General features: G+C 57.0%; 15 protein-coding genes. 8 read left to right on the top strand and 7 right to left on the bottom strand.

Features of this window, described 5'->3' with window-relative positions; all coding sequences use genetic code 11:
- Positions 1–56: 56 nt before the first annotated feature.
- The 3 genes from dnaG to C4S59_RS01525 all read right to left on the bottom strand — a co-directional run bounded on the left by dnaG (position 57) and on the right by C4S59_RS01525 (position 3,998).
- Positions 57–2,018, bottom strand: coding sequence for a DNA primase (gene dnaG, locus C4S59_RS01515; protein ID WP_103908710.1), 1,962 nt, complete (start codon positions 2,016–2,018; stop codon positions 57–59).
- A 120-nt stretch (positions 2,019–2,138) separates the two neighbouring features.
- Positions 2,139–2,438 carry a hypothetical protein gene (locus tag C4S59_RS01520; protein ID WP_103908711.1) on the bottom strand — a complete coding sequence of 100 codons (300 nt, stop codon included), beginning with the start codon at positions 2,436–2,438 and terminating at the stop codon, positions 2,139–2,141.
- Between the two features lie 123 nt (positions 2,439–2,561).
- On the bottom strand, positions 2,562–3,998 hold the full coding sequence (locus tag C4S59_RS01525; RefSeq protein WP_103908712.1) for a Glu/Leu/Phe/Val family dehydrogenase: 1,437 nt from the start codon (positions 3,996–3,998) through the stop codon (positions 2,562–2,564).
- 470 nt (positions 3,999–4,468) lie between these two features.
- Here C4S59_RS01525 and C4S59_RS01530 point away from each other — a divergent pair, with 470 nt between their 5' ends.
- Genes C4S59_RS01530 through C4S59_RS01540 form a run of 3 tightly spaced genes read left to right on the top strand, consistent with a single transcriptional unit; the run spans position 4,469 to position 7,096 of the window.
- Positions 4,469–5,830, top strand: a complete 1,362-nt coding sequence (locus tag C4S59_RS01530; RefSeq protein WP_234994652.1) for a Tad domain-containing protein — start codon at positions 4,469–4,471, stop codon at positions 5,828–5,830.
- A complete protein-coding gene (locus tag C4S59_RS01535) occupies positions 5,827–6,363 on the top strand; it encodes a TadE/TadG family type IV pilus assembly protein (protein WP_103908714.1) in 537 nt (178 codons plus the stop codon). Before C4S59_RS01530 ends, C4S59_RS01535 begins: the two co-directional genes overlap by 4 nt.
- A gap of 10 nt (positions 6,364–6,373) precedes the next feature.
- Complete coding sequence (locus tag C4S59_RS01540) at positions 6,374–7,096, top strand: TadE/TadG family type IV pilus assembly protein (RefSeq protein WP_103908715.1); 723 nt, start codon at positions 6,374–6,376, stop codon at positions 7,094–7,096.
- Between the two features lie 9 nt (positions 7,097–7,105).
- Here C4S59_RS01540 and C4S59_RS01545 read toward each other — a convergent pair whose 3' ends face one another.
- Positions 7,106–7,585, bottom strand: coding sequence for a hypothetical protein (locus C4S59_RS01545; protein WP_103908716.1), 480 nt, complete (start codon positions 7,583–7,585; stop codon positions 7,106–7,108).
- Positions 7,586–7,715: 130 nt separating this feature from the next.
- On the opposite strand from C4S59_RS01545, the gene C4S59_RS01550 reads away from it, so the two are divergent.
- Genes C4S59_RS01550 through C4S59_RS01560 form a run of 3 tightly spaced genes read left to right on the top strand, consistent with a single transcriptional unit; the run spans position 7,716 to position 10,212 of the window.
- Positions 7,716–8,399, top strand: coding sequence for a haloacid dehalogenase type II (locus C4S59_RS01550; protein WP_103908717.1), 684 nt, complete (start codon positions 7,716–7,718; stop codon positions 8,397–8,399).
- Positions 8,399–9,220 (top strand): alpha/beta fold hydrolase, encoded by an 822-nt coding sequence (locus C4S59_RS01555; protein ID WP_103908718.1) that lies wholly within the window; start codon positions 8,399–8,401, stop codon positions 9,218–9,220. The genes C4S59_RS01550 and C4S59_RS01555 overlap by 1 nt, the downstream gene beginning before the upstream one ends.
- A gap of 17 nt (positions 9,221–9,237) precedes the next feature.
- On the top strand, positions 9,238–10,212 hold the full coding sequence (locus C4S59_RS01560) for a threonine ammonia-lyase (RefSeq protein WP_103908719.1): 975 nt from the start codon (positions 9,238–9,240) through the stop codon (positions 10,210–10,212).
- Here C4S59_RS01560 and C4S59_RS01565 read toward each other — a convergent pair.
- Genes C4S59_RS01565 through C4S59_RS01575 form a run of 3 tightly spaced genes read right to left on the bottom strand, consistent with a single transcriptional unit; the run spans position 10,209 to position 12,466 of the window.
- The gene (locus C4S59_RS01565; protein WP_103908720.1) at positions 10,209–11,531 is read right to left on the bottom strand and encodes an MATE family efflux transporter; all 1,323 of its coding nucleotides are present in this window, start codon (positions 11,529–11,531) and stop codon (positions 10,209–10,211) included. The genes C4S59_RS01560 and C4S59_RS01565 overlap by 4 nt on opposite strands.
- 3 nt (positions 11,532–11,534) lie before the next feature.
- Positions 11,535–12,044 carry a PaaI family thioesterase gene (locus C4S59_RS01570; RefSeq protein ID WP_103908721.1) on the bottom strand — a complete coding sequence of 170 codons (510 nt, stop codon included), beginning with the start codon at positions 12,042–12,044 and terminating at the stop codon, positions 11,535–11,537.
- Positions 12,041–12,466, bottom strand: a complete 426-nt coding sequence (locus C4S59_RS01575) for a PaaI family thioesterase (protein WP_103908722.1) — start codon at positions 12,464–12,466, stop codon at positions 12,041–12,043. Before C4S59_RS01575 ends, C4S59_RS01570 begins: the two co-directional genes overlap by 4 nt.
- Before the next feature lie 141 nt (positions 12,467–12,607).
- On the opposite strand from C4S59_RS01575, the gene C4S59_RS01580 reads away from it, so the two are divergent.
- A complete protein-coding gene (locus C4S59_RS01580) occupies positions 12,608–12,979 on the top strand; it encodes a MerR family transcriptional regulator (protein WP_103908723.1) in 372 nt (123 codons plus the stop codon).
- A gap of 241 nt (positions 12,980–13,220) precedes the next feature.
- Positions 13,221–13,625, top strand: coding sequence for a MerR family transcriptional regulator (locus C4S59_RS01585; RefSeq protein WP_103908724.1), 405 nt, complete (start codon positions 13,221–13,223; stop codon positions 13,623–13,625).
- Positions 13,626–13,633: the final 8 nt, after the last annotated feature.

A 13,633-nucleotide genomic window follows, 5' to 3' on the forward strand; every position in this document is an offset into this window, starting at 1 on the left:
AAGTGATTCGCACACCTACCTAGCCCAACTTCTTTAACGAAGGTGATGCAAAACCACTAGGATTGCCCCTTCGAATTCTGGATTGCGTCTAACAAAGCTGCAAAAGAACGGCGCTCTTCTCGATCCATCATCACGCCATTCTCGCCTTTGTCGAAATCTCCCCCTTCGTCCTGACCGGCCCTGTGGGCCTGCGCGCGTGCCTCAGCGGCCTGCGCCAAACGCCAGGTGACGGCTTCGTCGGACAACGCATCCAAGTCTTCCACCGCCTCTTGAATCTCTGCCGCAAGCCCAGCTGCGGCGCCCAGTTTCCCCAGTTCCTCGACGACTGTCAGACGCGCCAGTTGGGCATCTCCGGGTTTGCGAACACAAGGGATAAGAGCGACATGGCGTGCGGTCAGCAGGTTTTCAAGGGCGACCCCGCCAATTGATTGTTCAGCCACCTCTTTTGCTCCGTCCATGTCTATCGGACGATGTCGCAGCAACGCGTCGCGCAATGTCGCGTGAACCGGATCACTGCATTCCATGGCTTCAAGTTCGGGTTCGAAACTGTCGATAATTTCCGGCGATGACAGCACCGAGGCCAGAATGACAGCCTCTCGCAGTTCCGTTTCCGCGGCCTCGCCTCTGGCCACCAATAGCGATTGTTTGGTCGAGGCCACGGGCGGCAAAGGCGCGCCTTTGCGGCGCCATGTACCGCCATCCGATTTCCCGACCGCGCGGCTAGAGGCAGGCGCGCGCTTGAACAGCTGCCAGCGCAGATCCTTGATCTCTTCCCCGTAGTGCGACCGGATGCTTGGATCCTGGATCATACGGATCTTTTCACGCAGGGCTTTGTCCAATGCCGCTTTGCGCTCGGGGCTGTCGAACACACGACCTTCGGTTTCGCGCTGCCACAACAGGCGCACCATCGGCAGAGCATTATCCAGAACCGCCTGAACCGCCTCAGGGCCGTCTTCCTTGATCAGATCATCAGGGTCTTTACCTTCGGGCATCAGGGCAAAGCGCAGCGACTTGCCCGCCTCAAGCAACGGCAAGGCCAGATCGATCACACGGTAAGCCGCACGAATACCCGCCTTGTCGCCATCCAGCGCGATGATCGGTTCATCCGAAATCCGCCACAAAAGGTGCAGCTGGTTTTCCGTCACGGCAGTGCCCAATGGTGCCACCGACGCGCCAAAACCACCAACCGACAGAGCGATAACGTCCATATAGCCTTCAGCGACAATCAGCGGCAGGCCTTTGCCAGCGGCTTCCCGTGCCGGACCGTGGTTGTAAAGGTTGCGGCCTTTGTCAAAAAGCTCGGTCTCGGGCGAGTTCAGGTATTTCGCGTTGTCATTCGGGTCCATCGCCCGCCCGCCAAACGCGATGCAGCGCCCACGGGCATCACGGATCGGGAACATGATACGGTTGCGGAACACGTCATAGGGCTTGCCACCCTTACTGCTGTCCTTCGCCAACCCCGCTGCCATGATCAACTCGGGCTTGATGCCCTTGCCGGTCAGATGATCCCACAGTCCCTGCCAGCCGTCCGGCGCAAAGCCGATGCCGAACTGGTCCTGCGTGGCTTGATCTAACTGGCGTTTGACTAGATAGGCGCGGGCTGCGGCCCCTGCGCCCGACTGCAATTGCATCCGGAAAAACTGCGCAGCCTGCTCCATGACTTGCGCCAGTTCGGTCCGGCGGTCGGCCTTTTCAGCCGCCCGTGGGTCGCGCGCTGGCATCTGCATTCCGGCCTCGCCCGCCAGAATTTCGATCGCCTCCATGAAGCTGACGTTTTCCGTTTCCTGAACAAAGCCGATCGCATCGCCTTTGGCGTGGCAGCCAAAGCAGTAGTAGAACCCTTTGCGATCATCGACGTGGAAAGAGGCGCTTTTTTCCTGATGGAAAGGGCACGGTGCCCACATGTCGCCCTTGGCCTGATTGGACTTGCGCTGATCCCACATGACTTTGCGCCCGACAACCTGCGACAGGCTGGTTCGGGTGCGAAGTTCATCCAAGAAACCTGGGGGCAGACTCATGGGCGAATTATCGGCATTGTCGCGAACAGAGTCCAGATGCCTGACGCATCGGACGGCTTCATTTTCAACGTTTGGTTCAGGGCGTCATGCGCGGGGTTTGGCCCGCGCATCCGGTCCGGCTTACTGTGCCTTGCAGGCCGTCGCCCAGCTTTCACCGACTTCGGCACCAAGCTGGTCTTCGGGCAGGCTGTACACCCATTCGACAATCGCGGGCACGACCGAGACATATTTCTGCGCCTGATCGTCCAGCCCTTCTGCAACGGCTGTCACAGAGGCGTCTGCATCCTGGCCGCCGGTGCGTGCCTCGACCACGGACATAACGACATCGGCCTGAATGCCGCACTCGGCGTCCTTATCCAGCGCAAATGCGGATGTTGCGGTCAAAGCGAAAAAGGCTGTGATGGCTGCGGTCTTATGCACGTCTCAAACTCCTGTAGGGTTGAGCATGACATAAGTCTCATCCCACCGACTGTCACCCTTTGACGGGAAATAACGGCGGCGTATCGCCCAGCGCACCGAGGGACAGGTGCGCCGAGCAATATCTTATAGACCTTTGGTGTGGTAGCTGCTGACGACCTTACCGATCGACACGATAAAGGCCGCAGTCCGCAAGTCATCGACGTCGTCGCGCGCGTGCCATGTTTCCCGCATGCTTTGATAGGCGGCGCGCATGGTGTCGTCCAAACCGGACCGGACCAACTCAAGTTCGCCTGCGCCTTTCAGATACTGGGTTTTGAAGTTTTCACTGGGCTTCCACGCACCTTTGAGCGAGGCCGACAAAGCTTCCAATTCGTCAATTACCAACTGCTGGCGCGCTTCTTCGGCGCGGCGCTGCATGCGTCCGAAACGGATGTGGCTCAGGTTTTTGACCCATTCGAAATAGGACACGGTCACACCGCCGGCGTTTGCGTACATGTCTGGGATGATCACACAGCCCTTTTCGCGCAGGATAGCATCGGCGCCGGATGTCACCGGACCGTTCGCAGCTTCGATGATGAGCGGGGCTTTGATGTACTTGGCGTTGGCAAGGTTGATCACACCTTCCAAAGCCGCCGGGATCAGAATGTCGCACTCTTCTTCCAGAAGCAGCGCGCCGTGTTCAACGTATTCGCCGCCAGCAAACCCTTTGACACCGCCTGTTTCCATGATGTGCGCGCGCACCTGATCTACATCCAGACCGTCCGGATTTCTCAGGCCGCCGTCACGTTCGATAATCCCAACGATTTTGCTACCGTCCTCGCTCTGAAGAAACTTGGCCGCGTGATAACCCACGTTACCCAGACCCTGAACAACGATCCGCTTGCCATCAAGCGAGCCTGACAAACCGGCCTTGGCCATATCTTCGGGATGGCGAAAGAATTCGCGCAGCGCATATTGCACGCCCCGACCGGTTGCTTCGACGCGCCCCGCGATACCGCCCGCGTTCAGCGGTTTACCGGTAACGCAGGCCTTGGCGTTGATGTCTGTGGTGTTCATCCGCGCGTATTGATCCGCGATCCACGCCATTTCACGTTCACCCGTGCCCATGTCAGGGGCAGGAACGTTCTGGGACGGGTTGATCAGGTCGCGCTTAATCAGCTCGTAGGCGAAACGACGGGTGATCAGCTCCATTTCGTGTTCGTCGTATTCGCGCGGATCAATGCAAAGACCACCTTTCGAGCCGCCAAATGGTGCCTCTACAAGTGCACATTTATAGGTCATCAGCGCGGCAAGCGCCTCGACCTCGTCCTGATTTACGTTCAGGGCAAAGCGAATACCGCCTTTTACCGGTTCCATGTGTTCAGAGTGAACAGAACGATACCCAGTAAAAGTCTTCATATCGCCACGAAGTCGTACGCCAAAACGCACAGTGTAGGTCGCATTACAGACACGTATCTTTTCCGCGAGGCCCGGGGACAAATCCATAAGGGCAACCGCACGGTTGTACATATGGTCTACACTTTCGCGAAAAGTCGGCTCATTGATCGATGCACTTGCCATTGTTGAACTCTCTCCCATGAGATCAATCTAAAGGTACTTTGCCTAAGAACGGCGGCAAGAATGATTCGCTTAGGGCGAGTCGTGGAACTTACAGAAAGTGCTTAGAATTTATCAAAAGATAGCACTCGGAAAATCCTAGGGGCACTTATTGTTGCGCTTTGCGGAACAGAGCAACATTCAACCGCAGGATTACCAAAAAAACCGTAAACATAGCCATATTTCGCCCCAATTTGAGGCCGCATTTCTGCCTTGTTGCATGCCCATAGACTCTCTCTTGAAACCGGATTTGCGTCGAAAGATATGCGGCCTCCGGTCTTTAGAGATTAGCTCCATACCCTTTGTGGAGAGAAAGGTACGAAATGTGCGAGTTTGAGACTGCCACGAGACCCTCGGCCCTTCGTCGCCTGCGTGGGACGGCTTCTGATGTGGGCCAGTTCCTGGGACGCTTTAAGACTGATGAATCGGGCAACATGTCATTTCTGGCTGTTATTGGTTCATTGTCCCTGATCGCTTTTGGCGGCATCGGCATTGACCTTATGTATACAGAGATGAAGCGCACCAAGGTGCAGGCGACGCTGGACCGAGCGGTTCTCGCGGCGACCGACCTTGAGCAGGGCCTCGTCCCCCAAGACGTTATGCAGGACTATTTCGACAAGATGCAGATGCCCGACGCTCTGACATCTGTCACAGTTAATACCGGTCTGAACTACCGGAACGTGACCGGCACCGCTTATGTCGGCATCCCAACAAACTTCACAAATCTGGTCGGCCTTGAGAACTTGGCCGCAAAGGGCACCAGTTCTGCGGAAGAGCGTATTGCAAACGTTGAAATTTCGCTGGTTCTGGACATCTCGGGCTCGATGGAGGCCGAAACAACGACAGAGGGCACAGACGTCGCTGCGGGCACTACCAAAATCCAAATGTTGCAAACCGCGACTAACACTTTCCTCGACACTGTTCTGACATCAGATAACAAGGATCTCGTGTCGGTATCATTGGTTCCCTATTCGGAGCACGTGAATATCGGTCCGGACATCGCTTCGAACCTGAACGTCAACTGGCGTCACGGCTATTCGCATTGCCTCGAGTTCCCGCAAACAGATTTCGACTCCGTTTCGCTGGACACCTCGCAGACATTCGAACAGGCCCAGCATTATCAGTGGAACTTCTACGGGTATAACCACGTCGACGACACAGTTTGCCCGCAGTACAGCTATGAACGCGTTACACCGTTCTCGCAGGACATCAACGCGCTGAAAAAGCAGGTTGGGGATCTTCAGCCGCGCGCTGGTACGTCGATCTTCCTAGGCATGAAATGGGGTGCAGCACTGCTGGATCCGTCCATGCGCTCGATCAACTCGACACTGGCCGCAAACGGCGTAACCGACACAGCATTCAGCACCCGCCCTGCCGAATATGATGACGAGAACACGCTGAAGACCATCGTTCTTATGACAGACGGCCAGAACAGCAACTCGTACCGGATTTCGGATTTCGCCTACAACGCTGAAAGCGAATACGCGCACTGGGCCAGCAATAACTTCTGGTACTACCTGCAAACGCAGGTCGAGCAGAAGTACTGGGGTTACTACTACTACCAGAAATACAACGCTGAGCTCGGCGATATCCTGATGGCGAACATCTGTAACGCCGCGAAAGAAGCAGGGATTGTTGTCTGGTCCATCGGCTTCGAGGTGACCGATCACGGTGCCGCACAGATGGAAAACTGCGCATCCTCGCCGGCTCACTTCTTCCGTGTGGAAGGCGCCGAACTGGAGAAAACTTTCTATTCCATCGGCCGTGCAATTAACCAGTTGAGGCTCACACAATGATCACTTCGTTCAACACCAATTTTCGTCGCTTTCTTAAGTCAGAAGAAGGTACATCGACAGTTGCTTTCGCGCTCTGGGTGCCGTTGTTTATCGGGGTAATCATATCTGGCGTCGAACTCGCAGCTCTAACAGCTCGACACACCGTCCTTGAAAGTAGCCTGGACAAAACTGTTAGAGAAGTCCGCCTAGGCACTGGTACGATCTACGACCACAACTCGCTCAAAACATCAATTTGCGAAAAAGCGACAATCTTGCCTGAGTGCGAAGCAAACCTGCAGCTTGAGATGGTTCGACTGGATCTTCGTGACTGGACGGCTCCACCGGCAGCTGTAGCCTGCGTGGACACATCAGATGAAGTCGAGCCAGTAGTTGCATTTGAATACGGTCGCGACAACGAGTTGATGTTCTTGCGCGCGTGTTATCGCTACAAGCCGGTCGCCCCGACAACGGCCATGGGCTCGTCGCTGCCGAAGGACAGCGAAGGCTACACGGCCATCATCTCGACATCGGCCTTTGTGCAAGAACCGAGTTAAGGAGTAGACAATGTTCAACTTACTGAAAAATAAGCTATCTCGGTTCGCCAGAGACTCCGAAGGCTCCATGACGGTCGAAGCGATCATCGTTTTCCCCGCTCTGGTTTGGCTTTTCGGCGCAACTTGGATCTACTTCGATGTGTCCCGTCAGCAAAGTGTTCACCAAAAAGCGAACTACACTATTGGCGACATGATCTCGCGTGAGACTGACCCAGTAGACGAGGCGTACATCGACGCAACCTTTGCGCTCTACAACACGTTGACCAAGTCCGATGATCTGTCTGGCAGCATGCGCATCTCGGTCGTGCGTCGTAAGGGCGGCTTGGACAATGGCCGGTATGAACTGCAGTGGTCCAAAGTGCGGGGCGATAAACCTGAAATGGTGAACAGCGACCTGACAGGTATGGAATCCCACCTCCCGATTATGATGGACCAGGATGAAATCGTGTTGGTCGAAACTTGGGAAGACTATAACCCTGTCTTTAAAGTCGGGCTCGATGCTTTCGAAATCCAAACCTACTCCTTTACCCGCCCGCGTTTTGCGCCTCAGGTGCTCTACATGAGGGAATTCAACGAAAACAACGGTTGGGGTAACGGCGACCAAGACGCTGCCGGTAACTCGCTCTGCAACAACAACGCGGAAAACGCCGATGAAGGCGCTGCTGCGCAGGAATGTGTTGAGAACGATAAAGGCAACGCCAACCACGAACGCGGGAACAAGAAGAAAAGCTAAGCTTTTCGGTCAGAGCTGCCCTTCAGCTCTGGCCACCATTGTCGAAAGAATGTCTGCCATCGGTTTGGTCTGATGGCCCGGGGTTACACCCCCGATTGCCACACGACGACCAAACCGCCACCAAAGACCGGGCCGCCAGCGAAATGCTTGCGGCCCTTTCGTTATCACGACAAAGCCGTTGGACGGTTTCATTGCAAACGTCCCGCGTTCGACCTTTTCGATGTCGGCGACATGGAACAGAACCTCTCCGGTACTGTCGGTCAGGGCCTCTTCGGTCAGTTCCAACGACGTTTGCGTCGCGCGGTACATGCCCAGTGCCATCAGGAAGGCAGCAAGGCTAAGCGCCAGCAGGAACAGCTGCCAAATCAGCGCCGGTGGCGTCGACAGGCTGACGGACAGTAACAAGCCGCCAAGCACCACAAGGGACATGATCCCGAACCAACGACGCCCTGCAGAAGCCGATACGCGTGCAACAATTTTATCGTCCATTTGCCCTGTCCCCTATTTTCTATCATCCGCGCTTTAAGCCGGATTAAGCGCAATTGGAATATCGTGCGCATTTTCCGGCTTTCCACCCCGCCCCCTGCATGCCAGTCTCCGGCCCGAAGCGGAGGGACCTATGACCATCAAGATTTGTATCTTTGACGCCTACGGCACATTGTTTGATGTGAACTCAGCCGCGCGACGCGTTGCGTCCGAACCAGGCCGCGAAGATTTTGCGAAAGCATGGCCTGCCATTTCCGAAAGCTGGCGACGCAAGCAACTTGAATACACTTGGCTCCGCGCGATCACCGACCAACACACCGATTTCTGGGCAGTGACACAAGACGGGCTGGACTGGGCGCTTGAAAAACACGGCGGCGCGGATGATCCGGAGCTGCGCGAACGCCTGCTTGCACTGTATTGGGAACTGCAGGCCTTTACCGAGGTCCCTGAGATGCTGGCCGATCTGACAAGCGCAGGGAAAACCTGCGCGATCCTATCAAACGGCAGCCCCGATATGCTGAACGGTGCTGTATCCAGCGCCGGGCTGGAGGAACTTTTGGACAGTGTTTTGTCGGTCGAAACCGTTGGCATCTTCAAACCGTCCTCTAAGGTCTATGACCTGGTGCAAGAGAAGTACAACGTCGCCAAAGACGAAGTTTTGTTCGTCTCTTCAAATGGTTGGGATGCAGCCGGCGCGACAGGTTACGGCTTCCAAACCGCATGGGTAAACCGTGGCGGCGATCCGGTCGACCGGATGCCCCATCGCCCCAAACACATTCTCAAAGACCTTTCCGAATTAGCAGCACTGGTTCTCTGATGGCTTTCTTCCAAACATCCGACGGCTTGAAACTTCACTACACGGATGAGGGCGAAGGCCTTCCGCTTCTGTGCCTGTCCGGTCTGACCCGCACGGGTGGCGACTTTGATTATGTCGCCCCGCATCTGCCAAACGTGCGCCTGATCCGGATGGATTATCGGGGGCGCGGGCAATCGGAATGGGGCGATCACAGCACCTACAGCATTCCGGTCGAGGCCCGCGACGCAGTCGAGTTGCTTGACCATCTTGGCGTGGAAAAGGCTGCCGTTTTGGGCACCTCGCGCGGGGGACTGATCGCAATGATGCTGGCCGCCACCGTCAAAGACAGGCTGACCGGCGTGGCCCTGAACGACATTGGGCCCCAACTGGATACCGAAGGCCTTGAGGTTATCATGGGCTATCTGGGCCGGAACCCTGCGTGGAAAACATGGGCCGAGGCCGCCGAAGCGCGCCCCAAAGTTATGAAAGGCTTCGCCAATGTTCCCGCAGAGCGCTGGATGACCGAGGTCAAGCGCCTCTATCGCGAAACGCCTGAGGGGTTGGTCATCACCTATGATCCCAAATTGCGCGACGCGATCCTTGAAGGCGCTACTCAGCCCACGCCGGACCTATGGCCGCTGTTTGATGCCTTTGCCGGCCTGCCGCTCTGCACCATTCGCGGGGCGAACTCGGATCTGCTTTCTGCAGAAACTCTGGACAAGATGCAGGCGCAACGCCCCGACATGATTGCCGCCACAGTACCAGACCGCGCGCACATCCCCTTCCTTGATGAGCCTGAGGCGCTGGATGCCTTGAACCGCTGGCTGAACATGCTGCGCTAAGCGGCACAGGAGACCTTATGAACATCGACATGATCCGCGCGGCGGCGCAACGTCTGGACGGTTACGTGCGCAAAACACCGCTGCTGTCGTCACCTTTTCTGGACGAAATCGCGGGCCGCAGGGTTCTGGTTAAGCCCGAGTGTCTGCAACACACAGGAAGCTTCAAGTTTCGCGGCGGTTGGTCGGCGGTCTCGGCTCTGGACGCCGACACACGCGCCAAGGGCGTGATCGCATTTTCATCGGGCAACCACGCGCAGGGCGTGGCTTATGCAGCAAAGAAACACGGTGTGCCGTCGGTCATCATTATGCCGTCCGATGCGCCCAAGCTGAAAATCGACAACACCCGCGCGCTGGGCGCGGAAGTTGTACTGTATGACCGCGCCAACGAAGATCGCGACGCAATCGGCGATGCGCTTGCCGCGGAACGTGGTCTGACGCTGATCAAACCGTTCGACGAACCGCAGGTGATTGCGGGGCAAGGCACCGCTGGACTTGAGATCGCGGAACAAGCTGCGGAAATGCGGATATTTGATGCCGAGGTTCTGGTCTGCTGCGGCGGCGGTGGCTTTACCGCGGGCATCTCGCTCGCGCTTGAGGCTGAGGCCCCCAAAATGAAAGTCCGGCCTGTGGAACCGGAAGGGTTCGACGATGTGAAGCGGTCATTGGCCAGCGGGTCGATCCAACGAAACGACCGCACCAGCGGCAGCCTGTGCGACGCCATCGTTACCCCACAACCGGGCAATATAACCTTCCCGATCATGGATCGTCTGGTCGGACCGGGCATCGCTGTGTCCGAGGATGACGCCATGCGCGCTATGGGACTTGCCTTTCAGCGCCTGAAGATCGTCGCAGAACCCGGCGGGGCCGTCGCGCTGGCGGCCGCGTTGTTCCATGGCGATCAGTTGAATGGCGACACCGTGATCGCAACCGTGTCAGGCGGGAATGTAGACGTCGACGTCTTCAAACAGGCGTTGGATACGCTAAACGACTAACCTTTTTGTGGGGCAACCACTGCGTTTTCCAACGCGGGATAACGCAGCCCCAGCAAAACGCCTCGATACACAAAACTCAGGATCAGCGCGGCCCAAAGCCCGTGATTTCCGAACAGCGGCATCAGCGCAAAGGCCGTCGCAAAATAGGCGATGGCAGACAGCAACATCATATTCCGCATATCCTTGGTGCGTGTCGCGCCGATGAAAATCCCGTCGAGCATCCAAGACGCCAAACCGACCAAGGGGGCAGCAACCATCCATGGCAGGTAATCCATCGCCGTTGCGTTGACCTCTTTCGCCTCTGACATGATCTCGATCATCATCGGGCCGAAAGCGAAAAACGCCACTGCAAGGCCGATGTTGCAGATCAGTCCCCAGAACGACGACAGAATGGATGCACGGCGCAGGGTGCGCCTGTCCGTTGCGCCCATGGCCGCGCCGACCATTGCCTCGGCCGCAAAGGCAAATCCATCGAGTGCGTAGCCCGTGACGTACAGAAACTGCAAAAGGATCTGGTTCGCTGCCAGCGTCACATCCCCGAACCGCGCGGCGAACATCATGAATGACAGGAAAATGGATTGAAGCGCCGCCGTCCGGATCAGGATATCGCCGTTCACCTGTGCAAAGCGGATCAGGCGGACCTTGTCGAACACCCTGCCCCAGTCGCGCCAGTCAGGCACGTTGAACGCGGATCGACAGAGCCACAGGCCAAGCCCCAGGGCCGACCATTCCGCCAGAAACGTCGCAAAGGCCACGCCGTTGACGCCCCAACCAAGACCCAGCACGAACCACAGGTCCAACACGATGTTCACACCGTTCATCCACACCTGAAGCGCCAGAACCGCGCCTGTGCGCTCTGCCGCGATCAGCCAGCCGAGCAAACCGTAAATCGCAATGGCGGCAGGTGCCGACCAGATGCGGATCGCCAAGTAACCCGAAGCCAGCTCTTCGACCTCGGGGCTGGCGGGCGACACTTTGAAAGCGCCCCAGAACAGCAGCGATTGCGCTGCAATCAGGATCACACCGGCACCCAGCCCGATCATCAGAACCCGCGTCAGGATCGCGGCGACCTCGCCCCGATCCCCCTGCCCGCGCGCTTGGGCGGCAAGGCCGGTGGTTCCCATCCGAAGAAAACCGAAGAACCAGTAGATCGCCGTCAGAATGATCGCGCCGATACCGACAGCCCCGATCGGAGCAGCCTCGCCCATCTGACCCACAACGCCCGTATCGACGATGCCCAGAATGGGAATAGTCGCGTTCGAAATCACGATCGGGATCGCGATTTTCAGAACGCGGGCATGGGTGACCTCTTGGACCACGTGCTACTTGTCGCTGCGTGGCATCAGGAAATGCGCGGTCGCGTGGGCAATTGGCCGGTCGCGATTGTCTTGCCACGCTTCGACCTGGACGCTGGCGTAACGACGCCCCGAACGGGTTACGCGGGCCCGCGCATAGGCATCGCGCGGCAGACCAGAGCGCAAGTAATCCACCGTAAAATCGATGGTCTTGGGCAAACGCGGCAGATTTCCATCGATCATCTCTTCGGGATCGATGACACCATTCTCAACGTCTTCCCACAACCACTGATAGCTGAGCGTAACAATCGCGGTCACCTCAAGAAACGCTGCCGTCACACCCCCATGGATCGCGGGCAAAAACGGGTTGCCGATGTTTTCATCCCGAAACGGCAGAACTGCTGTCAGCTCATCGCCGCGACGGTCAAAGACAATTCCCATAAACCGGATGTACGGAACGCCCTCGGCCAAGGCACGAAGGGCCGCGTCACGACGTTGTTTGACAACTTGAACGGGTTCGACTGTGCGGCGGCTCATGACTTGCGCTCCACCGTGAAGGCACCTGTTGCTGTGGCCACAGGGTTTTCGCGATCATCATCCATAGCGGTTGCCCGCACAAAGGCCACATTGCGGGTGATATGGGTACAACGTGCTTCGGCCACGATGGTCTGGCCCGGTGTCGCACCGCGCATGTAATCGATGCGCAAATCAATGGTTGCGGTCCCGCCGGGTGCCTCGGGATGCGACATCACACAGGCCCCGCCACAGGTATCCATCAGTGCTGACACAGCCCCACCATGGATCACGCCTGTCTTGGGATCGCCGATCAGGCGTTCGTCATAAGGCATTGTGATGCGGGCAAATCCGTCGCCGATTTCTTCAACTTTCATGCCCAGCGCACGGGAATGCGGAATGGCTTCGATGAATTGTCTGGCGATTTTGACTTTGGCCTCATCCATGGGCGGCTCCTTGACAGTTCAGCCTTTATGGTCACTGATCGCGGCCCATCGCAAGATTGCTCTTTGCAAAACCGCAGGTGCACAGTTGCCCTTCGTCTGGTCAGGAGCTAGCTTGGTGCCTAACAGAACTTGAGTGATAGTATGTCCGATAACCGCCTCAGCTTCAAAGAAATGTGCGCCAAATTCGATGTGACGCCTCGGACATTGCGTTACTACGAATATATCGAATTGCTGCAACCGGACCGCGAGGGCCGTGCACGCTACTATGGACCACGTGAAGTGGCGCGCATGACGCTGATCATGCGTGGGCGCAAATTCGGGTTCCAGCTGGAAGAAATCCGTCAGTGGCTTCTGATCTACGAAAAAGAAGGCACTGAGGCACAGATGAAAGCCTGGGTCGATATGGCCGACCGTCAGTTGGGCGAACTTGCAGAACAGCGCAAACAACTGGACGAAGCCATGGATGAGCTTCAGCGCCTGCGCGATGATACCGCGGCCAGCATCGGGCTGTAACACCCCGCACTTTCCGAAATAACTGACTGATTCCGCCGGCGGCGGAGTGAGCAAACGCGTCTGATCTTCTGGAGCAGGCGCCATTTTTCTTTGTGACGCCACGTCGAAATACCGCGCCCCTGCGTCACACCGCAAAGTGACGCAACGTATGCATTACGTAAACGTCAGCTATCCTTGTAAGACAGCATCCGACGACGCACTTTTGGTGACAGTTGAACGATTAGGCGCGGGAGGATCCGCCATGACTGACGAAAAAACCATGACGATCCGCGAGATGTGCGAGGCATTCGATGTCACGCCCAGAACGCTGCGATTTTACGAAGCGAAGGAACTGCTGTTCCCTATTCGCGAAGGCCAGAAACGCCTGTTTACGCGCCGTGACCGTGCGCGTCTGAAACTGATTTTGCGGGGCAAGCGTTTCGGCTTCAGCCTCGAAGATATCCGTCAGTTGCTGGACCTGTATCACATGGGTGACCAGCAGCAGACGCAGCTCGCTAAAACATACGAGATCGCACAGGACCGCCTGAAATCGATGATCGACCAGCGCGACGAACTGAACGAAGCGATTGACGAGCTGAAAGAACAAATGCGTTGGGGCGAAAAAATGCTCGCCTCGATGTCCAATTCCAAAAAAGCCGCTGAATAAGACCCCGA

Origin of the sequence: Thalassococcus halodurans (assembly GCF_900108225.1) — a bacterium.
Classification (GTDB): Bacteria; Pseudomonadota; Alphaproteobacteria; order Rhodobacterales; family Rhodobacteraceae; genus Thalassococcus; species Thalassococcus halodurans.